Here is a 21330-nt window from a genome sequence, read left to right as displayed (position 1 = left end):
GACCCGACCATGGCAACGCTTGTCCTCGGTGCCGCTGGCGCCGCCATTGGCGGTTCGATCGGCGGGGCGATCCTCGGCGTCAGCGCCGCGACCATCGGCGGCTTCATCGGCTCCGCCATCGGCTCGGTCGTCGACAGCTGGATCATCTCGTCGCTGGCGCCCACCCAGCGCATCGAGGGCGCGCGGCTCGATACGCTGCGCATCACCTCGGCCACCGAGGGCGCGGTGATCCCGCGGCTCTACGGCCGGATGCGCATGGGCGGCAACATCATCTGGGCGACCGATTTCCGCGAGGAGACGAAGACGACCACGCAGGGCGGCGGCAAGGGCGGTGGGGGCGGCAAGGTCAAGACCACCGAGTATCTCTACTATGCCAGCTTCGCCGTGGCGCTCTGCGAAGGCCCGATCACCGGGATCGGCCGCATCTGGGCCGACGGCAAGCCGATGGACCTCTCCGGCGTCACCTGGCGCTGGTATCCGGGCGACGAGGCGCAGACGGTGGACCCGTTCATCGCCGCGAAGATGGGCGCGGCCAGCACGCCCGCCTATCGCGGCACGGCCTATGTGGTCTTCGAGGAACTGGCGCTTTCCACCTACGGCAACCGCCTGCCACAGCTCTCCTTCGAGGTGTTCCGCCCGCTGGCCGACCCCGACACCGCCGAGGGGCTGACCCGCGCCGTCACCATGATCCCGGCCTCGGGCGAGTTTACCTATGCGACGCAGGCGATCCGCAAGACCGATGGCGGCGCGACGGTACCCGAGAACCTGAACGCGCTGGCCGACTCCACCGACATGGTGGAGGCGCTGGACCGGCTGCAGGCGATGGCGCCTGCGGTCGAAAGCGTCAGCCTCGTCGTGGCCTGGTTCGGCGACGATCTGCGCGCGGGCTCCTGCAAGGTGCGGCCGGGCGTCGAGGTCTCGGCCAAGTCGACGACGCCCGCCAGCTGGTCGGTGAACGGCGTGAGCCGCGCCAATGCCTTCCTGGTCAGCCGCGACGATCAGGATCGCCCGGTCTATGGCGGCACGCCGTCCGACTTCGCGGTGGTTCAGGCGATCCAGGAGATGAAGGCGCGCGGACTGCGCGTGACCTTCTATCCCTTCATCCTGATGGACGTGCCGCCCGGCAACACGCTGCCGAACCCGTATTCCGACAGCGCCGCCGAGACCGGCCAGCCCGCATTCCCCTGGCGGGGGCGGATCACCTGTTCCCCGGCCGCTGGCTACGCCGGATCGGTGGACAAGACGGCCACGGCGGCAAGCCAGGTCGCGGCGCTGTTCGGCGCGGCGACACCTGCGAGCTTCAGCGTGGCGGGCGAGAGCGTCAGCTGGACCGGGCCATCCAGCGACTGGGGCCTGCGGCGCATGGTGCTGCACTACGCCCATCTCTGCGCGGCGGCGGGCGGGGTCGATGCGTTCCTGATCGGGACCGAGATGCCGGGGCTGACGACGATCCGCTCGGGCGCGGCCACCTATCCGGCGGTGCAGGCCTACCGGGATCTGCTCGCGGATGTGCGCTCGATCCTCGGGTCCGGCACGAATATCGGCTATGCCGCCGACTGGAGCGAGTATTTCGGGCACCAGCCGGGCGACGGCTCGGGCGACGTGTACTTCCACCTCGATCCGCTCTGGGCCGACCCGGAGATCGATTTCGTCGGGATCGACAATTACATGCCGCTGTCGGACTGGCGCGACGGGTTCGATCATGCGGACGCGCAGGAGGGCTGGCCCGCGATCTATGACCGGGCCTATCTGCAGGCGAACATCGCGGGCCGCGAAGGCTTCGACTGGTTCTATGCATCGGCGACGGATCGGTCGGCACAGGTCCGGACGCCGATTGCCGATGGCGCCGCCGGCAAGCCATGGGTCTTCCGCTACAAGGATCTGCGCAGCTGGTGGTCGAACCCGCATTACAATCGCCCCGGTGGGGTGGAGAGCGGCACGCCGACAGCATGGGTGCCGCAATCCAAACCCATCCGCTTCACCGAACTCGGCTGCCCGGCCATCGACCGGGGCACCAACCAGCCCAACGTCTTCTTCGACCCGAAGTCATCCGAGAGCTTCACGCCGCATTTCTCGCGGGGCTGGCGCGATGACGCCATTCAGCGCGCCTATCTCGAGGCCACGTATCTCTGGTGGGGCGAGGCCGCGAACAACCCGGTGTCATCGGACTACGGCGGCCGGATGGTGCACGTCCCCGAATGCGCCGCCTGGACCTGGGACGCGCGGCCCTATCCGTTCTTCCCGGCGCTGACCGACGTCTGGACGGACGGCGCGAACTGGCGGCTCGGCCACTGGCTGACGGGGCGGCTCGGCGCTGTGTCGCTGGCGGCGCTGGTGCGGCACCTCTGCCTGCGCGCCGGGCTGCCCGAGTCCCGGATCGACGTCACCGGCCTCTGGGGAGCGGTGGAGGGCTACGCCATCACCGCGCTCGAAAGCCCGCGCGCGTCGATCACCACGCTGTCGCGCCACTTCGGCTTCGACGCCGTGGAGACCGAGGGCGTGATCCGTTTCATCATGCGTGGCCGGGCGTCGGTCGCCACGTTCGATCCCGACGATCTTGTGGCCGCCCGCGAGGGCGACGTGCTGGAACTGACGCGGGGCCAGGAGACGGAACTGCCGCAGGCGCTGAAGTGGCAGGTCGCCCGCGCCGACGAGGATTACGACGCGGCCCTCGTCGAGGCGCGGCGCATCACCGTCGACACGACACGGATCGCCTCGGAGAGCTTCCCGATGGCGGTGCCGCCCGAGGAAGCCGAGCGGCGCTGCCGCCGCGCGCTGATGGAGGCGTGGGTGGGGCGCGAGACGGCGGCATTCCGTCTGCCGCCCTCGCGGCTCGCGCTCGATCCGGCGGACCCGATCCGGCTCGCCCATGACGGGCGGCTGGTCGACCTGCGGCTCGTCTCCATCGCCGACGCGGAGGCTCGCGGCATCGAGGCGGTCCGCCAGGATCGCGCGACCTACGACCTGCCGCCCGGCGATCCCCGCGCGGCGTCGCTGACGCGCGCCGTGGTGTTCGGCGCGCCGGACGCGGTGCTGATGGACCTGCCGCAGCTGACCGAGGACCAGCCCGCGCATCGGCCGATGGTCGTCGCGCATGCGGTTCCCTGGCCCGGCGAGATTGCGGTGTTCCGCAGTCCTTCGACCGATGGCTTCGAGCTGCTGACGACGTTCGGCAGTCGCGCCCGGATTGGCCAGCTGGTCTCCGACTTCTACGCGGGCCCCACCTCGCGCTTCGATTTCGGAAATGCGCTTGTGGTCGATCTGCTCACCGGCACGTTGGAAAGCGTCACCGACCTGACCCTGTTCGGGGGCGCCAACGCGCTTGCCATCGAGAGCGCGCCTGGGGTCTGGGAGATCGTGCAGGCCGGCGCGGCCGAGCTGCTCGCGCCCGGTCGATATCGGCTCACCCGGCTTCTGCGCGGACAGCGCGGCACGGAAGGTGCCATGGGCAACCCGGCGCCCGCCGGCGCGCGGGTGGTGGTGCTGGACGACAGCCTCGCGTCGCTGCCGATCGCCGAGGCCGATCTTGGCATCCCGTGGAACTGGCGCATCGGCCCGGCCAGCCGCCCGGTCAGCGACGAGACCTATGTGGCGCAGACCTTTACCCCCGCGGGCGCGGGACTGCGGCCCTTCTCTGTCGCCCATGTCGAGCAGCCGTGGCGTCGCCCACGCACGCCCGGCGATCTGACCATCCGCTGGACGCGCCGGTCCCGCGCTCTTTCCGCCGACAGCTGGGGCGGGCTGGAGGTGCCGCTGGCGGAGGAACTGGAAACCTACGAGGTCGAGATCCTCGACGGCGCGGCCGTGAAGCGGGTGCTGAGCGCGGCCACCACCAGCGCCGTCTACACCGCCGCCCAGCAGAGCGCCGACTGGGGCGCGCCGCTCGCCCCCGGCGACACCGTCAACATCCGCATCTACCAGCTCTCCGCCCTCGTCGGGCGGGGCGCGCCGAAAACTGTCACGCTCACGTTCTGAAAGCCAACCCATGTCCGACGCCACCACCCATCTCCTGCTGCCCCATATCCTGGCGGCGCAGGCCCAGAAGCACGTCACCCACAACGAGGCGCTGCGGATCCTCGACGGGCTCGTTCAGCTCTCTGTTATCGATCGGGACCTGGCAGCACCCCCTGCGAGCCCCGCCGACGGCGACCGCTACATCGTCGGCTCGGGCGCGACAGGCGACTGGGCCAGCTGGGACCTAAACGTCGCACTCTGGACCGATGGCGCCTGGCTCCGCCTGCCCCCACGGACCGGCTGGCGGGCGTGGGTCGAGGACGAGGGGCTGCTGCTGGTCTATGACGGGTCAGGTTGGGTAGGAACCACGCCGGCCGCGCTGCAGAACCTTGCGCTGCTGGGACTCGGCACGACGGCCGATGCGTCGAATCCGTTCTCGGCCAAGCTGAACGCGGCGCTCTGGACCGCGAAGACCTTGGCCGAGGGCGGCACCGGCGATCTGTTCTACACCATGAACAAGGAGGCTGCGGGCGACGATCTCGGCCTGACGCTGCAGACCGGCTTCGTGACCAAGGCGCTGGTGGGGCTGTTCGGCTCGGACAGTTTCCGGCTCGCCGTCTCCGCCGACGGCAGCACCTTCTTCGACGGGCTGAGCGTCGACAACGCGAACGGCATCGTCGATCAGCCCCGGCTGCCGCGGTTCAAGGCGTACACCAACTACGACAACTATGTCGGCGTAGGAACCTGGACGAAGATCGGCCTGAACAACACCGACTATAACGATCAGGGGGCGTTCGACGCCGCGAACAACCATTTCGTGGCGCCTTCGGATGGCACCTACCTCTTCGGCGCGACGCTGCTTTACAAGATCAACGCCAGCGCCACGGCCCGCATGCGCGGGCGGCTCGTGCTGAACGGCACGACGGAAATCCGCGGCTCCCTCGGCGAAATCTCCGCCACCCATGTCTCGCTAGCCACCGCGATCTGGCTGCAGACCATGGTCCCGCTCACTGCGGGCGACACCGTCGAGTTGCAGGGGTATTTCCGGGTCGCGGACGGCTACTTCGCGGCTGACCACACCTCGTTCTGGGGCGCGAAGATCGGCTGAGCGGCAACAACGGGATTGCACACGCCCCTTTGACCTGTGCGGCGCTAGCGGAAAGAAATGCCTTGAAGCTCTAGTTGGTGGAGGTTGCATATCGAGACACGAAAGCGCTGCTCGTGCCTCGCGAGCCTGCGCAAATGCCCAGAACAAAGGCTGCCAAATGCTGACAAGACGACACTTCGTTCGATCAACCACAGCGCTGTTTTCAGCGTCGGTCTCCGGCCCACTCCTCGCCGATACCTGGCCCACCGAGGCGCAGAAGGCTGCCTGGGATGCACAGGTGACGCCTCCAAATTATGTCCCCGAAACCTCCAATCCTTGGGGTCTGCACCCGCGGTTCCTGCCGCAACGAGTCGTCGCGAAGGACGGTCTCGTACCGGGAGATATCCATGTCGATGCGGTCGCGCGATATCTCTACCATATCGAGGAGGGTGGAACCGCTATGCGTTATGGCGTGGCGATCGGGCGTGGCGACCTCTACGAACCGGGTATCTATACGATACAGCGCAAGGTCGAGTGGCCGCACTGGACCCCGACCCAGAACATGATCGAGCGGGAACCGGAGATTTATGCGCAGTTCGAGGGTGGTGTGGAACCCGGGCCCGAGAACGCGCTCGGATCGCGGGCCATGTACCTCTACGTCGGGGATCGCGACACATATTTGCGGATTCACGGTACCCCGTTTCCGCAAAGTATCGGCAGCCGAGCCAGCTCGGGTTGCGTCAGGATGGTGATGGCGCACATCAACAGTCTCTATCCACGTGTCGAGATCGGCTCGACGGCGTATCTCTATTCGGCGGAAGGCAGCCTTGCGGCACCAGAGGTTGGCGACCTGTGGTGATGCGCGCCGAGCGACGGATGCTGCCGTTCGCATTCGTCAGGCCTGCGCCTGCCGACAGATAGCCGCTCCGTTTCTTGCCCGAAGTGGCAGGAGCGTTGTCTCGACCTGACCGCGATGCTCGTACCAGTAACACCCGTCGTCAGGCAGCAGGCGGACGGTTGAGAGATCCTGACCGTCCGCCGCCAATTCGAGAACGATCTCGGGAACGCCGGACTCGGGTTCAGTGGCAGGCAACTGGCCGACCTCCTGCGAGCCGCAGCTTGCGGTCAGAAAGAGTGCGACGACAGCCATCTTCATCCGTGTCCGAGTAATACTCAGCATTGTTGTTCCTTCCGCTTATGCCACTCCTCGCGACGGTTTTCATGGGTAGTGCTAAAACCGCACGGATCACCGCACTTTCTAGCAAAAATACAAACTGAAATACCACCGTATTTTGCTCTTGAAGCTCTAGCTACTGTAGGGGCTATGTCATGGTGATGCACCCGAATCCAGAGGTCCATTCATGCCGTCCGACACCCATCACCACGATCACGATCATGCCGAAGACGACCAGGCAAACGGCGGCAACTGTTGCGGGAGCGCGGGAACGTGCGGCGACATCGAGCCGACGACGCCCGCGCCGACGGGCGGGCGCAGTTTTCAGGTGTCCGGCCTCGATTGCGCCGAGGAGGTCGCGATCCTGAACAAGGTGGTTGGCCCGAAGATCGGCGGGGCCGAGCATCTCGCGTTCGACGTGATCAATGGACGGATGACTATTCTCGACAGCGCCAAGAGTGTATCGGACGGCGAAATTGCAGAACTGGTCGCAAGCACCGGCATGACCGCCAAGCCCTGGGATGCCGAAAACGCGTCGGTCGACCAGGCGGCCCATCTTGCACGACAGCGGCTGTTTACGGCGCTCAGTGGCGGCTTCTGGGCCGCGGGATTTCTGTGGCACATCATCGAGACCGGCATGGGGGGGGCACTCGGCCTCTTCGCAGGGCACGGCGAAGCGCCGATGCCACTGGTCGAGGCAGGGCTATTCGCGGTTGCGATCCTGTTCGGTGTCTGGCTCGTGGCACCCAAGGCATGGTCGTCCGCACGGAGGCTGTCGCCCGACATGAACCTGCTGATGGTGGTCGCGGTGGCCGGTGCCATAGGGCTTGGCGAATTCTTCGAGGCGGCGACGGTTGCGTTCTTCTTCTCGCTCTCGCTCTACCTCGAAAGCTGGAGCGTCGGGCGTGCGAGGAATGCGGTCTCGGCGCTCTTGGATCTTGCACCACCGACGGCGCGCGTGATCCGCGAAGACGGAAGCGAGGCCGACGTTCCGGCGGCTCAAGTCGCCGTAGGCTCAAGCTTCATAGTACGCGGTGGCGACCGTATCCCCCTCGATGGTGAGGTGACGGACGGCGCGGGCGCGGTCGATCAGGCGCCAATCACCGGAGAGAGTGCGCTGGTCCCAAAGGAACGAGGCGACGAAGTCTATGCCGGCACGATCAACGGCGAAGGCACATTGACGGTGCGCGCCACGAAGGCCGCCTCGGACACCGTCTTGGCCAAGATCATCCGCATGGTCGGCGACGCCCATGCCCGCCGCGCGCCGGTGGAGCAATGGGTGGCGAAGTTCGCCCGCATCTACACGCCTATCGTCATGGCTCTCGCCATTGCAATTGCCCTGCTGCCGCCGCTCATTTTCGGTGGGGCCTGGGATTATTGGTTCTACAATGCACTCGTGCTGCTAGTGATCGCCTGCCCGTGTGCTCTGGTCATCTCGACACCGGTCTCCATCGTCGCCGCACTCACCGCTTCAGCGCGGGCCGGAGTGCTGATCAAGGGCGGTGCATATGTTGAGGCACCGGGCAAGACCACTGCACTGGCCATGGACAAGACCGGCACGATCACCATGGGCGAGCCCGAGGTGGCGGCGGTGCATCCGCTGGGTAGAGCATCGGCGCAGGATCTGATGACCCTCGCCGCGGGGCTCGAGGCACGTTCCTCGCATCCCTTGGCGCGCGCCATTCTCGCGCGGGCAGAAGCCGACGGCATCAAGGTGTCCGCCGCAGAAGATACCCGAACCGTTCCTGGTAGGGGACTTGAAGGACGCACTGACGGCCGGTCGATCTGGCTAGGGTCGGACCGGTTTGCCGAGGAGAAGGGTTTCGGTGACGCCATTCCGAAGGATTTGCGCGACCGCATCGAAGGGGCTGGCAGCACCCTTGTTGCCGTGGGCGACGACACCGGCGTGACCGGCATCCTGGAATTGCGCGACCGTATCCGCCCCGACGCCAAGGGCATCGTGGCACAGCTCCACGCGCAAGGCGTGAAGACCATCGTCATGCTGACGGGCGATAACGAGCGGACGGCGCGCGCCGTTGCAGCCGAGGTCGGCATCGACGAGGTCCGCGCCGAGCTTCTGCCCGAAGACAAAGTGACAGCCATCGAAGAACTGGTCGAAACGCATGACATGGTGGCCATGATCGGCGACGGGGTGAACGACGCCCCCGCCATGGCGCGGGCGCATTACGCCATCGCGATGGGTGCTGTTGGTTCGGACGCGGCAATCGAGACTGCGGATATTGCCCTGATGACCGACGACCTTGGCAAGGTGCCTTGGCTGATCGGTCATTCGCGCCGGACAATGTCGATTATCCATCAGAACATCGGTATTTCCTTGGCGACCAAGGGCGTTTTCGTTGTCGCTACCGCGTTTGGAGTGGCATCGATGTGGGGCGCTATTGCAGCCGACGTAGGAGTGTCATTGCTGGTGGTGGCCAACGCCCTGCGCCTGCTGAACAGCCAAGAGGCCAAGGCGCCTCCGTCCGGCGGTGAACAGGTTGGTCCACAGATGACAAAGGCCGCGCTTGCCCATGCACATTGATCACGCAGCATTTGCAAGGTACCGTAATATCCATATCCGACCTCACCAAAGAGGCATGAGCAGTGAAAACCATCCGATTTCCCCGCCGCGCCGTCCTGTTGGGCGGGTTCGCAGCGTTTTTGTCCGGCTGTGCCAGCAAGTTCCGCAGCTATGGCGGACCCGAGGTGACCCGTGTTCGGCTTTATAAGGGGCAGCGCTTGCTTGTTCTCGACGGAGCCGATCGCGTATTGCAAACCTATCCGGTCGGGCTGGGTTTCGCTCCTGAGGGTCACAAGCAATTCGAGGGAGACGGCCGGACCCCGGAGGGCACCTACATAGTCGATAAGCGCAACCCTGAAAGCACTTATCATCTTTCGGTTGGCATCTCTTATCCGAATGAGGCCGACATCGCTTTTGCCGAGGCGCAGGGCCGATCCCCCGGGGGCGACATCTTCATCCATGGTGGTCCACGACCCGGCATCGACCCAACGGACGTCCGCGACTGGACAGCTGGCTGCATCGCGGTCACAGATCGGCAGATCGAGGACATCTATGCAATGGTGAAGGACGGAACACCTATCCACATCTTTGCATGACGGTGTTTCTCATGCGGCGGTAGCGCGCCGTCGCATTGGTCGCCGTTGCCCAGCTCCACGAAGCCAAGATGAGCGCCAGCAGCATCCAGTCCCCGAAGCTCGCGTAGAGTGTCGGCGGTCGCGCGGAGGGCAGGCTAGCGTCGATGATGCCCGTTTCGCCGGTATCGAGCCGCGCAACGATCTCTCCGCTCGTGTCGATGACCGCAGAGATGCCCGTATTCGCGGCTCGAATGACAGGAAGGCCTTCCTCTACGGCGCGCATACGTGCGGAAGCCAGATGCTGCTCAGGTCCGATGCTGGTGCCAAACCAGGCGTCGTTGGTTGCGTTGAAGATCCAGTCTGGCTTGAACAGGTCGTCGACCACATGGCTTGGGAAGATGATCTCATAGCAGATCGCTAGGGCGACCAGCGGCACACCCGGAAGCGCAAGCGTTCGCGGGCCCGGTCCGGGCGTAAAATCGCCCAGACCCGCCGTGAGCCGCTCGATGGGCGACCAGCCGCGGAATGGCACATATTCGCCGAAGGGTACGAGATGATGTTTCGCGTATCCGGTCAGGATTCTGCCGGTCGCGCCAAAAGCCTGGACCGTGTTGAAATATCGGGTGCCATCTTCGCTCGGTACACGGTCCGGCACACCGGTGAGCAGCACCCTGCCGTCTGGTAGCGCAGCGGCAATGCGATCCCGTGCCTCCGTATCCTCATCGAGGAAACCCGGAAAGGCGGTTTCCGGCCAAAGAAGAACGTCGAAATCGCCGGGCTGGGTTGAAAGCTCAAGATAGCGCGCGAAGGTCGCCTCGCGGTTCTCGGGCGCCCATTTCTCCTCTTGTGGAATGTTGCCTTGGACGATGCGCAGGTCGACACCGGGTGGCTGTTGTGCATCCGACTGGAGGCGAAGCGTGCCGACAGCCCACATCGTCGCGATGCCCGCCAGCGCCATGAGCGAAACGGTCAATCGTTGCCGCCCGGACGCCATGACAGCCGCGCCGGGAAGTGCCGCGACGAACACGGTGAGAAAGCTTAGCCCATAGCTTCCGACCCAGGCGGCGGGTTGGCGAGGAGCGGCGTAATCGACCAAAGCGTAGCCGGCGAGGTTCCATGGAAAACCTGTCAGAACGTGACCGCGCAACCACTCGGCCACGGTCCAGGAGGTCGCGAACAGGAGGCAGGCCAAGAGACTGCCCATGGCTCCACGCCGCGCGATTTCGGCGAAAAGCGCGGCGGCAATGGCCGGGAAAATCGCGAGACCTGCGGACAATCCCGCGACGGCCGGGATCGCCATCGCCCCGAACCGCTCGGCCTCGACGTAGAAACTCTCTGCAATCCACGAAATCCCGAAACCGAACTGGCCGAGACCAAACGCCCAGCCGACGAGGAAAGCGCGCCCGAAGGAGAGATCGCGAAGCCCGACAAACAACGCGGAATAGGCAACGGGAACAAGCAGGAGAATCGAAAGAGGCGGGAAAGTCAGAACCGTCAGCGCCCCGGCGGCGAAACCAAGCGTCATCCGCGAAAGCAAACAGGGGCGCAGAGCGATGCGGTTCAGAATTTCCGTCTTCACGACTTGATCGGACGCCGCGCGCTGATCCATGGCGCGGCGAGCAAGAGCCCTACGCCACTGACGACAAATACATCGGCCATGTTGAAGGCAGGCCAATGTGTTGTGCCAATGTAGAAATCGAGAAAGTCTGTTACAGCCCGATAGCGCACACGATCGATGACATTGCCCAGCGCTCCGCCAATGATCGCGCCGTAGGCAAGTGTTTCGGCCGCATTTTCGACGCGAAACAGCATGACAGCAAGCCAAACACAGATGGCAAGAGCGAGAGCGGTGAGGCTCCACCACGGCGCGCCGCCCAGCATCCCGAAAGTCACGCCGTCATTACGAGAAAAGACGAGGTTGAATCCCGGAAACACGGAAATCCCGGCGCTAAAAGTGGCGGCATTCGCAACGACAATGGCTTTGGTGATCTGATCGATTGCGAACGCAGCAAGCGCGGCAAAGACGCCGATCACTTTGGGTAGTGACATTGCCTCACCCCAACCAGACATCGAGAAACAGCATCAGAACGAGCCCGACAGCCAAGCCGAGCGTCGCCCTGTTCTGATAGCCGCTGCGATGGGTTTCGGGGATAATCTCGTGGCTGATGACGTAGAGCATTGCGCCCGCGGCAAAGGCCAGTCCCCATGGAAGCAGCGGTTCCGACAGTGTGATGATGCCGGCCCCGAGCAGACCGCCAATCGGCTCGACCATGCCAGTCAGCGCCGCAATGCCCCAGGCGCGCAGCTTCGGATATCCCTCGCCCAGCAGCGACACCGCGACGGCCAATCCTTCGGGCGCGTTCTGCAAGCCGATGCCGATGGCGAGTGGGAGGCCACCTTCCATGCCACCGGAACCGAACCCGACCCCGACCGCGAGACCCTCGGGAAAGTTGTGGATCGTGATCGCGATGATGAACAGCCAGACCCGCCGCAATGACGCCGCTTCGGGCCCTTCGCGTCCCGTCTTGAAATGCTCGTGCGGCAGCTTTTCGTTCATCAGGGCGACAGCCCCCATGCCCAGAAGGATCGAGACGCATACGATGGCCGCAGGCATCGCGCCGTTCTCGAACATCGGCTCTGCGGCATCTAATGCCGGGATGATCAGCGAAAAGAACGAGGCTGACAGCATGACACCGGCAGCGAAGCCGAGCGACAGATCGCGCGTGGCCCGGGACGGGATGCGCCCGAACAGCACGGGAGCTGCTCCGACTGCCGTGAGCGAACCGGCGGCGAGACTTCCGAGAAAGCCGAGCATTATCGGGGACAGATTTTCCATGGGCGGGCCAGATTATCCTTCGGCGTAGCTTGAAAAGACTTCCGTCGACCCGTCCTCGCGGATGAGGAAGACATCATAGGCTTCGCGGTCATCTTCAGGCCCCATACCGGGCGAGCCATAGGGCATCCCCGGAACGGCGAGGCCTACGGTGTCCGGGCGCTCCTCGAGAAGGCGGCGGATGTCAGCGGCCGGGACATGGCCCTCGATCACGTAGCCATCAATGACCGCGGTGTGGCAGGAGACCATGCGCTGCGGCACGCCGTTGTCGAACTTGAAGCGAACCAGCGATCCACCGAACATGTCCTGGCCCGTCGGCGCAAAACCGTTTTCTTCGAGATGGTTCATCCACGAGAGGCAGCAGCCGCATCCGTTCGTCTTGCGGACGTCGATCGCCGTTGCCTCTGCGAGGGCCTGTGCCGCCGGGAAAAGGGCGAGCGTGATGGCCAGAGCTTGGGTCATGCGTTTCATGGATCAGAGCCTTTCGGTTATCGTTTCGGCAATCTCGCTGCCGAGGTTTTCATTCAGAAGCGCCCGCGCCTCGGCCAGACGCGAGAGCGCGGCGGTATCATCCGCTTCGCGCTCGGCTGCTTCGGCGAGCCGGTCGTCAGAGAGGGGGTCAGTCGGGCGCCCATCCACGAGCACCTCATAGTGCAGGTTCGGACCTGTCGCCGTGCCAGTCGCGCCGACGCGGCCGATCACGTCTCCCGCCGCAACGCGTTGGCCTTGTGCCAAGTCTTCCGGCACGGCGCTCAGATGCGCGTAGCGCGTCATGGTGTCGGAGCCGTGCAAGATTTCGACCACGCGACCATATCCGCCGCGCCAGCCGATGAAATTGACCCGCCCCGGTGCCGTCGCTTGAACCGGTGTCCCACGTGCCGCTGCGAAATCGACGCCGGTGTGCATCCGGACGTTGCCAAAGACCGGATGCGTGCGGCGTCCGAACACCGAGCTCAGGCGCGCACCCTCGACCGGCTGTGCGAAGACGCGCAGCACCTCGCCATCGACGTAGATCGTCGCCTGACCGCTGCCGTCGTCCGGCCATACGATCTCGTAAAGCGAACCGCCGATCTCCAGTGCGGCGAAGGCGAGTTCGGGCTGTCCGATCCTGTCCTCGCCGACCCGCGCCTCACGCCAGAGAAGCCTTAGTGCTTCGCCGCCGGCCATCTCGCGGCGGAAATCCACGGTCCCACCCAGCATCTGCGCAAGGTCCACGGAAAAACGGGCGGGTATGCCGGCTTCGTCGAGTGCCGCGAAGATCGAGCTGTCGATCACGGCTTTGCCGGCAAGGGTTACGATTTCCGGATCCGGAGTCACGACCTGTGTGGACAACTGCTCGCCGAAAATCACCTCGATCCGAACCCCGTCCTCGACGGCAAGTGAGACGGTGCGGGGGCTGCCGTCCATGGTCGAAGCGACAGTGACCGAGTGCCCCGGCCGCAGCCGTCGCAGATCGTATTCCGCGCCAAGCGCGAGGGCAACTTCGGCTCTGTCAGAAGCCGCAAGTCCAGCTTCGGACAGCAAGAAATCGAGCGTCTCGCCTGGTAAAATGTCGCGCGACCACGTCGACAGCGGTGGCTCGATCGCCCTTACCGGCCTGTCGGCAAACGCGACCTGCAGAAGGGGCAGCGGGCTGAGGTCGGATGCATCGTCTGCCCATGCCGCCGCGGGCAGCATCACGGGGATGTCAACGTTCTGGGGGGCTTCAGGACCTTGGGGCATCCAGCTACCTGCCTGGGCAAGTTCCGGCGGCACGGGTTCTTTCGACAAAAGATCGGAGATCGCGATAGCTGCCCCGGGAACTGTCCCCGCAATTGCGACACAAGCCGCCAAAGTTCTGAGCCTCATGTCGCCCCCTCCATTTCTTCTTCCAGCGCGCGGCGAATTTTCGGCACCGCGAATTCTCTGGGTTCGTGATAGTCGATCATGGTGACGAACCGCCCAGAGGCTGCGAACAGGAAGACGCTCGCGCTGTGGTTCATCGTGTAATCGCCGCTCTCCGTCGGCACCCTTTCGTAGGTGGCGTGGAAGCCGTCCGCGACGCGCGCTATCTGCTCCTCCGGCCCCGTCCAGCCGCGAATCGCCGGATGGAAGTAGCCGACATATTCGGCCATCGTTTCGACAGTGTCGCGCTCGGGATCGACCGTGATGAAAACCACGTTCATCTCGTCGGCCTCGTCTCCCAGATCGTCGAGCCATCCCGAAATGTCCGAGAGCGTGGTCGGGCAGACATCGGGACAGTAGGTGAAGCCGAAGAACGCCATCGTCGGTCGCCGGATCAGGGTTTCCGGCCCGACCGCGTTGCCCTCATGATCCGTCAGACGGAAATCCATCGCGGTCAGAGCCACAGGCCGCTGCCCGATAGGCTCAGGTCCACCGGGGCCATCGACCTGCCACCAACCGGCAAAGAGCATCAGGGCGACCACCCCGACACCAGCCGCGCCGTACCCCAGGATCGCCCGTCGCCGCATCAGTCCTCCGGCCCCCGCGCGGCGATGCCGAGGATCGTCACCTCGACCGTCACTTCGCCTCCGTCGTCGAAAAGCAGGGTCAGCGGAAAGGTTTCCCCTTCTGTCATCGGTTCTTGCAGCCGCATTAGCATTGCGTGCAGGCCCCCCGGTTCGAGCGCGACGCTCTCGCCCGGGGCGATCGCGATTTCCCCCGCCGGGCTCATGGAACTCACACCCTCGGCATTGGTCTTCGTCTCGTGAATTTCGGGCATCATCGCGAGCGGTGTTGTAAGGCCGATCAGCGTCACCGGCTCGTCGCCAGTGTTGCGGATCGTCATGTAAGCGGCCCCGGGACGGTTCACCCCGATGGAGGCGCGGGACCACGCGTTCTCGACGACAACATCCTCGGGTGCGGCCAGCGCGGGCACTGAGAGCCCTCCAAGGGTCAAAAGCGCCGCCAGTGTGCTGGTCAAAATATACTTTTTCATCGTTTTGATCCTGCCCTTTCCATTCAGCTTTGCGCGGCAGCGACTTCGGCAGCCACCAATCGCCGCAGTTCTGCCTCCCCGAATGGATCGAGCGGCTTGCCGTTCACGAAGAATGTGGGCGTCTGGCGAACTCCCACGGTCTCTACATCGGCACGATCCTGATTCAGGATCGCCACGACATCGGGTGCCAGCATTTGCGTGCGCGCGGCCTCGGCATCGAGTCCGGCCGTGGTGGCGATCTGAAGGATCAGGCCAGGCGCCGGGGCACCGTGTGACGCCCATCTCGGCTGTTCCCGCAGAACGGCCTCGAGCACCGGCACGTAAACGTCCTGCATGTGCGCCGCCTCGAGCACGCGGATGGCTTCCTCGGATGCCGCGCCGTGGAAGGGCGTGTAGCGGATCACGACGCGGACAGCATCCCCATGCTCGGCCATGATGTCCTTCACGATGGGATGAAAGGCGCGACAGGCCTCGCAGGCCGGATCGAAGAATTCGACGATCGTGACGGGCGCTTCCGCAGGCCCGAGGATGGGCGAGTAGGGGCGGATCATCGCGTCCGCGAGTTCCGGCGCAACAGGCTCCGCTTCGGCCACCGGGCCGGGGCGGGTTGCAAACCAGGTGGCTCCGCCGAAACCGGCGACGCCGAGGGCGAGAACGGACAGGATCAGGCCGCGTCGGTTCATGTTCGTGTGTCCTTCAATGAAAGGGCCGACAGCGCCCCGATCAGCGCGAAGGCGGCGAGCGCCATCAGCGGGATCGGGACGCCGAAGACCAGTTGGTTGTCATCGGTGCAAGAGGGGCCGGTGGCCGTGCAGGGCTGGATGCGTTCGGGAACAAGACCGACGTACAGCCCTATGTGCCAGAGGGCGATTGCGCCGCCGCCAAGCGCCAATGCGATGCCGTAGCGCCCCACGCGGCCGTCCCGCCACCAAAGGCCGAACCCGAGGACGATGGCCAAGGGGAACATGAAGGCGCGCTGGAACCAGCACAGCACACAGGGCGTCTGCCCCAGCACCTCGCCGATGAAAAGCACGGCAAGCGAGGCGACGAGCGCGATGATCCACGCCAGCCCGAGGGCTATTTCTCCGGATATGCGGTTCATTTCGGTCAGATCCTCTCTTCCAGATCGGCGAAGATCTCTTCGGCGGAGGTGCCGTAGGGCCACGAGTCGGCGAAGCCCGCGTCGGGATCGAAGAGGAACAAATGCGACGTGTGGCCCATCGTGTAACCATCCGGCGCCGCAGCCTCTTCGACGCGTTCAAAGAAGATCGGAAACGTCTCGGAGGTGGCGGCGATCTGTTCCGGCGTGCCGGTCAGACCGATGATGCCCGCATCGAACAGCGGGACGTATTCGGCGAGTGCGGCGGGCGTGTCCCGTTCGGGGTCGATGGTGATGAAAATCGGCTGGACCTTGGCGGCATCGTCGCCCAGACCGTCCATCACCGCCGCGACCTCAGATAGGGTCGTCGGGCAGACGTCGGGGCAGTTGGTAAAGCCGAAAAAAACAAGCATCCAGCGCCCCGCAAAGTCCTTCTCGGTTCGAACCATACCCTGGTGGTCCGTCAGTTCGAACTCAGCGAAGAAAGGCGGCTCGGCGTCAGTTCGGGCGCTGTCGGCACGATAGTCGGACCAGAGTAAAAGCCATACGAAGGCAAGCGCTGCCACGCCTGCCAAAACCCAAAGAAACTTCTGTGCCGATGTAAGAGACAATCCTGTTCGCCTGCCATTGATCCTTGTGTGTCTGCGCGTCTACATCCTCTAGCCACTGAAGGTTCAAGCATGAAGATGGCGCCTTGATGCGACATCACGCGCCTGTGAATCCCGCACTTGCCCGCTCACACCGCAAAACCTACAAGGACTGTATACTTTTTCTGGAGGTGAGAATGCTCACGATCGGCACTCTGTCAAAGAAGACCGGCACGAAGGTGCAGACCATCCGGTACTACGAGCAGATCGGGCTCATGCCCGAACCTGGCCGGACCGAGGGCGGACAGAGGCGCTACGACGGTTCACAACTCGATCGCCTGTCCTTCATCCGCCACTCGCGGCAACTCGGCTTCTCGCTCGATGCGATCCGCGAGCTGCTCGACCTCAGCGACCATCCCAATCGGCCCTGTGATGAAGCTGATGCCATCGCGCGTCGCCAGCTCAAACGGGTGGAGCAGCGCATGGCCCGCCTGAAGGCGCTGCGCACGGAACTGAAACGCATGGTCCACGAGTGCAGCGGCGGGCGGACAGCGGATTGCCGGGTGCTGGAGGTATTGCGGGACCATTCTGAATGTCTGACCGAGCACGACGAGATTGGGGCCTGATTGGACCATGCCAATGTCGCGGCAGGAACTTAGACCAGCCGCAGGAGTTCTTCGATCGTAAACCACGAGCCGAAAACGAGAAATGGCCGCAGAACAAGATTCAAAAGAGAGACGCACGCTCTGGATCGTTCTGGCGCTCAATATCGGTCTGGCCGTGGCTTTTTTTGCAACCGGTGCGTTCGGCGATTCCAGCGCCTTGATCGCCAACGGCCTCGACAACCTTTCCGACAGCTTCGTCTACGCTATCAGCCTGTTTGCGCTGTCCCGGTCCGGCAAATGGAAACGCGGAGCGGCGAACATCTCCGGTGGGCTGCTGATCCTGTTCGCTGCAGGCATCCTCTACGATGCATGGCGCCGCTACATCGGCGGGTCAGATCCGCTCGGGACGATCATGATCGCCATGGCCCTGATCGCCGCGGCGATCAACGCGGTCTGCGTCTGGTTGCTCGCCCGACTCCGCGAACCGGACGTCAACATCCGCGCGGCGAACACCTTCAGCTGGAACGACTTCGCCGCGAACCTCGGGATCGTCGTGGCTGGCGGTCTCGTCGCCTGGCTGGGAACGAACTGGCCGGACCTGGTCGTGGGTGTGGTCGTGGCCGGGATCGCGGCGTGGGGCGGTATCGACATCCTGCGCGATGCACACGGCGAACACCACAAAGCCGTTCATGCCGACGACCGGTAGCGATTGATCGCCTTCTGAGAAAAAGGACTTGAAGCTACAGTCGCTGGAGCATTTATGTAGATCCTCGCCAGACTCGAGGAGATGCATCTTGCCCGCCATTGACCCCTTGCTGACAGCCACGCGGCTGCTGGATTTCGAAGCCGCTCCTATTGCGGATCTGGTCGCGGGCCGCGGCTGGCAGGCTTTTGGCGAGCATGACCGGATCGGTGCCGCCTATGATTTCGTCCGAAACGAGATCGCTTTCGGCTACAATCGTGCCGACGACATCCCGCCCTCAGAAGTGCTGTCGGACGGCTACGGCCAGTGCAACACCAAGGGCACGCTGCTCATGGCGTTGCTACGTTGCCTTGGCATTCGGTGTCGCCTGCATGGCTTCACCATCCACAAGGCGCTCCAGCGCGGTGTCGTGCCCGAGTGGGTTTATCCGCTGGCCCCCGCGGAAATCCTCCACTCCTGGGTAGAGGTCGAGACCGAGAATGGATGGATCAATCTCGAAGGGTTCATCCTGGACACGCCCTTTCTGAAATCGCTGCAACGGGCGTTCATCGAGATGGAAAGCCTTTGCGGCTACGGGGCCAGCACCGACTGCTTGAGCGGCCCACCGGTCGAGTGGACCGGCGACGACACATATATCCAGAAGACCGGCATCGCCCGCGATCTCGCAACATACGCTATACCAGACGAGTTCTACCGGGGGCATCGCCAGGACTTCGGCGCCTTGCGCGACTGGCTCTATCGCCACGTCATCCGCCACTGGATGAACAGACGCGTGCGCGCAATTAGGCGGGGCAAGGTGCCGCAAATCCCCGGCCTCGCTCGCCCGAACCATCTTCATGAGGAGACGCACCGTGCCGCATGATCACGGCCATGCCCACATCGATCCCGCATCCGGTGACCGGCGCGTGTCCATCGCGATCTGGGCGAACGCCCTTCTGACCGTCGCACAGATCGCGGGCGGCGTCGTTTCGGGCAGTCTCGCGCTGATCGCGGATGCGCTGCACAACTTCTCGGACATGGCGTCGCTGGTGATCGCTTTCGCGGCGCGCAAGATCGCGCGGCGGCCCGCCGACGAACGCATGACCTTCGGATACGGCCGGATCGAGATTGTCGCTGCACTGATCAACTACACGACACTCATCCTCGTCGGCGTTTACCTGATCTACGAGGGCGGTATGCGCATGATCGATCCGCCCGAGGTTCAGGGTTGGACCGTCGTGATCCTCGGCGGCGTGGCGCTCGTGGTCGACGCTCTGACTGCGGCGCTCACCTGGTCCATGCAGAAGGGCAGCGTGAACATCCGCGCGCTCTTCCTGCACAACCTCTCGGATGCGCTCGCCTCGGTCGCCGTGATCGTCGGCGGCACGCTGATCATTCTCTACGACCTGCGCTGGGTCGATCCCGCAATCACCATCGGTATCGCGCTGTATATACTGTATCTCGCACTGACCGAGATCGGCGGCCCGATCCGGACACTGATGCTGGGCAGCCCGCCGGATATCGACAACTCGGCCGTGATTGCCGCGATGCGGGACGTGGACGGCGTTACGGATGTCCACCACGTGCATCTATGGCAGATGCAGGAACACGAGGCGGCGCTCGACTGCCACGTGGTCGTCGCCGAAGATGGATGGACAAGAATTGAGGCCATCAAGGGCGAGATCAAAGCACGACTGAGCGAGCGCTTCGGCATCGCTCATTCCAGCCTCGAATTCGAGAATGAAAGGAACGCCCACACCAACGCCAACCTCTACGGTCACGGTAGTAATGGCCATGAATGATCAGGAGCACGAATTGACGGAAGAACGATATTATCTCGCACCTTCATACACTTAAGCGCAGGGCGGGCAGTGTCAGCTTGGTGGAGATGGGGTGGATGCCGCTCTCACCCTGACGGCATCGCGATGTGCCATACTCGTGGTGTCGAAGCACAAGCTGAAGGAGAGGGCATCCATGGAAGAAGTTAGCATTATCGGGGTCGATCTGGCAAAGAACGTGTTCCAGCTGCACGGGGCGGCAGCGGATGGGGTGGTTGTTTTCCGCAAGAAGCTGTCGCGACTGCAGTTTGCGCGATTCATGACGGACCATCCCGCATGCGACGTGGCGATGGAGGCGTGTCCCAGCGCGCACCATTGGGCGCGGGAATTGTCCGCCTACGGGCACAGCGTCCGGCTCATTGCGCCGCATTACGTCAAACCGTTCATCAAGCGCCAGAAAAACGACGCCGCCGACGCGGAAGCAATCGTTGAGGCAGCGATGCGTCCGACCATGCGGTTCGTCGAACCCAAGACCGAAGCCCAACAGGCCCGGGCGGTGGCGTTTCGCGCCCGCGAGCAGATCGTGAAGCAGCGGACCGAAGCGATCAACGCCCTTCGCGCGCACCTCTATGAATTCGGGCATGTGGCGCCGGAAGGGGTCGGATATATCCCGCGGCTGGCGAAGGTGGTCGAGGATCCTGGTTCGGGCCTGCCTGACCTGGCGCGAGACATCTGCCGCATGGTTCTGGAGCAGATCGAACTGTTGACGTCCCGCCTTACCGCAGTCTCGGCAAAGCTCGCCGCCGCGTCCAGGGCGGCCGCCATGCCCCGGCAGTTACAGACCATGCCGGGTGTCGGACCGATCACTGCGCTCGCAGTCGAAACCTTCGCGCCGCCGATGGACCAGTTCCGGCGTGGCCGCGATTTTGCAGCTTGGCTCGGGTTGGTGCCGCGGCAACATTCTTCTGGCGGAAAACAGAGGCTGGGGAAAACATCGAAGATGGGGCAGCGGGACATCCGGCGACTGCTTGTCACCGGCGCGATGGCGGTGGTCCGCTGGGCGCTGCGCCGTGGCGCACCGCAAAATCCCTGGCTTGAGCGCATGCTGGAACGCAAGCCACCGATGGTCGCAGCCTTCGCGCTGGCCAACAAGATGGCGCGCGGCATTTGGGCGATGCTGACGCGCGGCGAGGACTATCGCGATCCGGTGATGGCCACCGCCTGATCGGGCGCGTCGGCAGGAACGGAACGCAGAGTTGTGAGGAAGGCATGATCCGAATGGGCAAATGATCGACATGATCCGGGTTGGGCAAACCAGGAACCTTCTCAGAGCTTCGAGCTCGCTGTTGGAGATTTGGCCCCGGTCCGCGCATCACCATCCCGGCCAGCGGCATCTATCGGGCCGCACTAACAGGCCTGACAAGAGTCCGCACTCGATCACATGTCTAATGTTCAGAAATTCCTTGCAAATGAGGGCGGCATCCACAAGAGAAGGTT

21 protein-coding genes are annotated in these 21330 nt (G+C 64.2%); 10 read left to right on the top strand and 11 right to left on the bottom strand.

The features are described 5' to 3' along the window. The first annotated feature begins 9 nt into the window (after window positions 1-9). From ACP15P_RS07305 to ACP15P_RS07295, 3 genes are all read left to right on the top strand, one after another. Window positions 10-3975, top strand: a complete 3966-nt coding sequence (locus ACP15P_RS07305) for a baseplate multidomain protein megatron (RefSeq protein WP_424927841.1) — start codon at window positions 10-12, stop codon at window positions 3973-3975. 10 nt (window positions 3976-3985) lie between these two features. After that, window positions 3986-5062: a DUF2793 domain-containing protein gene (locus ACP15P_RS07300; protein WP_255330494.1), complete on the top strand. Its 1077-nt coding sequence runs from the start codon at window positions 3986-3988 to the stop codon at window positions 5060-5062. 157 nt (window positions 5063-5219) lie between these two features. Continuing rightward, on the top strand, window positions 5220-5900 hold the full coding sequence (locus tag ACP15P_RS07295) for a L,D-transpeptidase (RefSeq protein WP_090735029.1): 681 nt from the start codon (window positions 5220-5222) through the stop codon (window positions 5898-5900). A gap of 36 nt (window positions 5901-5936) precedes the next feature. On the opposite strand, the gene ACP15P_RS07290 is transcribed toward ACP15P_RS07295, so the two are convergent. Next, complete coding sequence (locus tag ACP15P_RS07290) at window positions 5937-6221, bottom strand: hypothetical protein (RefSeq protein WP_040610620.1); 285 nt, start codon at window positions 6219-6221, stop codon at window positions 5937-5939. Window positions 6222-6402: 181 nt separating this feature from the next. On the opposite strand from ACP15P_RS07290, the gene ACP15P_RS07285 reads away from it, so the two are divergent. Together ACP15P_RS07285 and ACP15P_RS07280 are read left to right on the top strand one after the other, a co-directional pair. Then, window positions 6403-8757: a heavy metal translocating P-type ATPase gene (locus ACP15P_RS07285; protein WP_119001071.1), complete on the top strand. Its 2355-nt coding sequence runs from the start codon at window positions 6403-6405 to the stop codon at window positions 8755-8757. A gap of 62 nt (window positions 8758-8819) precedes the next feature. Further along, complete coding sequence (locus tag ACP15P_RS07280; protein ID WP_040611036.1) at window positions 8820-9332, top strand: L,D-transpeptidase family protein; 513 nt, start codon at window positions 8820-8822, stop codon at window positions 9330-9332. Here ACP15P_RS07280 and lnt read toward each other — a convergent pair. The 10 genes from lnt to ACP15P_RS07230 are packed head-to-tail and all read right to left on the bottom strand — an operon-like array spanning window position 9313 to window position 16792. Beyond that, window positions 9313-10920: an apolipoprotein N-acyltransferase gene (lnt, locus tag ACP15P_RS07275; RefSeq protein ID WP_119001072.1), complete on the bottom strand. Its 1608-nt coding sequence runs from the start codon at window positions 10918-10920 to the stop codon at window positions 9313-9315. The genes ACP15P_RS07280 and lnt overlap by 20 nt on opposite strands. Beyond that, a complete protein-coding gene (gene lspA, locus ACP15P_RS07270; protein WP_090735086.1) occupies window positions 10887-11345 on the bottom strand; it encodes a signal peptidase II in 459 nt (152 codons plus the stop codon). Before lspA ends, lnt begins: the two co-directional genes overlap by 34 nt. Before the next feature lie 19 nt (window positions 11346-11364). Beyond that, window positions 11365-12147 carry a ZIP family metal transporter gene (locus tag ACP15P_RS07265; RefSeq protein WP_101498978.1) on the bottom strand — a complete coding sequence of 261 codons (783 nt, stop codon included), beginning with the start codon at window positions 12145-12147 and terminating at the stop codon, window positions 11365-11367. Between the two features lie 12 nt (window positions 12148-12159). Next, window positions 12160-12615: a DUF411 domain-containing protein gene (locus ACP15P_RS07260; RefSeq protein ID WP_119001073.1), complete on the bottom strand. Its 456-nt coding sequence runs from the start codon at window positions 12613-12615 to the stop codon at window positions 12160-12162. A 3-nt stretch (window positions 12616-12618) separates the two neighbouring features. After that, window positions 12619-13992 carry a M23 family metallopeptidase gene (locus ACP15P_RS07255; protein ID WP_119001074.1) on the bottom strand — a complete coding sequence of 458 codons (1374 nt, stop codon included), beginning with the start codon at window positions 13990-13992 and terminating at the stop codon, window positions 12619-12621. Further along, complete coding sequence (locus ACP15P_RS07250; protein WP_119001075.1) at window positions 13989-14615, bottom strand: SCO family protein; 627 nt, start codon at window positions 14613-14615, stop codon at window positions 13989-13991. The genes ACP15P_RS07255 and ACP15P_RS07250 overlap by 4 nt, the downstream gene beginning before the upstream one ends. After that, complete coding sequence (locus ACP15P_RS07245) at window positions 14615-15082, bottom strand: copper chaperone PCu(A)C (protein WP_119001076.1); 468 nt, start codon at window positions 15080-15082, stop codon at window positions 14615-14617. The genes ACP15P_RS07250 and ACP15P_RS07245 overlap by 1 nt, the downstream gene beginning before the upstream one ends. A 23-nt stretch (window positions 15083-15105) precedes the next feature. Continuing rightward, window positions 15106-15765: a DsbA family protein gene (locus ACP15P_RS07240; RefSeq protein WP_119001077.1), complete on the bottom strand. Its 660-nt coding sequence runs from the start codon at window positions 15763-15765 to the stop codon at window positions 15106-15108. Then, window positions 15762-16184 (bottom strand): disulfide bond formation protein B, encoded by a 423-nt coding sequence (locus ACP15P_RS07235; RefSeq protein ID WP_119001078.1) that lies wholly within the window; start codon window positions 16182-16184, stop codon window positions 15762-15764. Before ACP15P_RS07235 ends, ACP15P_RS07240 begins: the two co-directional genes overlap by 4 nt. A gap of 5 nt (window positions 16185-16189) precedes the next feature. Then, window positions 16190-16792 (bottom strand): SCO family protein, encoded by a 603-nt coding sequence (locus ACP15P_RS07230; RefSeq protein WP_255330492.1) that lies wholly within the window; start codon window positions 16790-16792, stop codon window positions 16190-16192. A gap of 173 nt (window positions 16793-16965) precedes the next feature. On the opposite strand from ACP15P_RS07230, the gene ACP15P_RS07225 reads away from it, so the two are divergent. The 5 genes from ACP15P_RS07225 (at window position 16966) to ACP15P_RS07205 (ending at window position 21058) form a co-directional block, all read left to right on the top strand. Beyond that, a complete protein-coding gene (locus tag ACP15P_RS07225) occupies window positions 16966-17394 on the top strand; it encodes a MerR family transcriptional regulator (protein WP_007426244.1) in 429 nt (142 codons plus the stop codon). A gap of 82 nt (window positions 17395-17476) precedes the next feature. Continuing rightward, entirely contained in the window at window positions 17477-18079 is a 603-nt protein-coding gene (locus tag ACP15P_RS07220; protein WP_090735048.1) for a cation efflux transmembrane domain-containing protein, read from the top strand. 88 nt (window positions 18080-18167) lie between these two features. Then, a complete protein-coding gene (locus ACP15P_RS07215; protein ID WP_119001079.1) occupies window positions 18168-18938 on the top strand; it encodes a transglutaminase-like domain-containing protein in 771 nt (256 codons plus the stop codon). Further along, entirely contained in the window at window positions 18928-19857 is a 930-nt protein-coding gene (locus ACP15P_RS07210; RefSeq protein WP_090735052.1) for a cation diffusion facilitator family transporter, read from the top strand. Before ACP15P_RS07215 ends, ACP15P_RS07210 begins: the two co-directional genes overlap by 11 nt. Before the next feature lie 172 nt (window positions 19858-20029). Then, complete coding sequence (locus ACP15P_RS07205) at window positions 20030-21058, top strand: IS110 family RNA-guided transposase (RefSeq protein ID WP_028720250.1); 1029 nt, start codon at window positions 20030-20032, stop codon at window positions 21056-21058. Window positions 21059-21330: the final 272 nt, after the last annotated feature.

The sequence above is a fragment of the Amaricoccus tamworthensis genome (assembly GCF_049800875.1).
Classification (GTDB): Bacteria; Pseudomonadota; Alphaproteobacteria; order Rhodobacterales; family Rhodobacteraceae; genus Amaricoccus; species Amaricoccus tamworthensis.
This window is presented reverse-complemented; position numbering and strand designations above follow the sequence as displayed.

What these genes read in the sequence shown, in the direction of transcription:
- ACP15P_RS07260 (WP_119001073.1), bottom strand. Translation starts at nt 12,615, where the DNA reads ATGAAACGCATGACCCAAGCTCTGGCCATCACGCTCGCCCTTTTCCCG.
- ACP15P_RS07290 (WP_040610620.1), bottom strand. Translation starts at nt 6,221, where the DNA reads ATGCTGAGTATTACTCGGACACGGATGAAGATGGCTGTCGTCGCACTC.
- ACP15P_RS07250 (WP_119001075.1), bottom strand. Translation starts at nt 14,615, where the DNA reads ATGCGGCGACGGGCGATCCTGGGGTACGGCGCGGCTGGTGTCGGGGTG.
- ACP15P_RS07295 (WP_090735029.1), top strand. Translation starts at nt 5,220, where the DNA reads ATGCTGACAAGACGACACTTCGTTCGATCAACCACAGCGCTGTTTTCA.
- ACP15P_RS07245 (WP_119001076.1), bottom strand. Translation starts at nt 15,082, where the DNA reads ATGAAAAAGTATATTTTGACCAGCACACTGGCGGCGCTTTTGACCCTT.
- ACP15P_RS07205 (WP_028720250.1), top strand. Translation starts at nt 20,030, where the DNA reads ATGGAAGAAGTTAGCATTATCGGGGTCGATCTGGCAAAGAACGTGTTC.
- ACP15P_RS07235 (WP_119001078.1), bottom strand. Translation starts at nt 16,184, where the DNA reads ATGAACCGCATATCCGGAGAAATAGCCCTCGGGCTGGCGTGGATCATC.
- ACP15P_RS07300 (WP_255330494.1), top strand. Translation starts at nt 3,986, where the DNA reads ATGTCCGACGCCACCACCCATCTCCTGCTGCCCCATATCCTGGCGGCG.
- ACP15P_RS07255 (WP_119001074.1), bottom strand. Translation starts at nt 13,992, where the DNA reads ATGAGGCTCAGAACTTTGGCGGCTTGTGTCGCAATTGCGGGGACAGTT.
- lnt (WP_119001072.1), bottom strand. Translation starts at nt 10,920, where the DNA reads ATGGATCAGCGCGCGGCGTCCGATCAAGTCGTGAAGACGGAAATTCTG.
- ACP15P_RS07285 (WP_119001071.1), top strand. Translation starts at nt 6,403, where the DNA reads ATGCCGTCCGACACCCATCACCACGATCACGATCATGCCGAAGACGAC.
- ACP15P_RS07220 (WP_090735048.1), top strand. Translation starts at nt 17,477, where the DNA reads ATGGCCGCAGAACAAGATTCAAAAGAGAGACGCACGCTCTGGATCGTT.
- ACP15P_RS07240 (WP_119001077.1), bottom strand. Translation starts at nt 15,765, where the DNA reads ATGAACCGACGCGGCCTGATCCTGTCCGTTCTCGCCCTCGGCGTCGCC.
- ACP15P_RS07225 (WP_007426244.1), top strand. Translation starts at nt 16,966, where the DNA reads ATGCTCACGATCGGCACTCTGTCAAAGAAGACCGGCACGAAGGTGCAG.
- ACP15P_RS07265 (WP_101498978.1), bottom strand. Translation starts at nt 12,147, where the DNA reads ATGGAAAATCTGTCCCCGATAATGCTCGGCTTTCTCGGAAGTCTCGCC.
- ACP15P_RS07305 (WP_424927841.1), top strand. Translation starts at nt 10, where the DNA reads ATGGCAACGCTTGTCCTCGGTGCCGCTGGCGCCGCCATTGGCGGTTCG.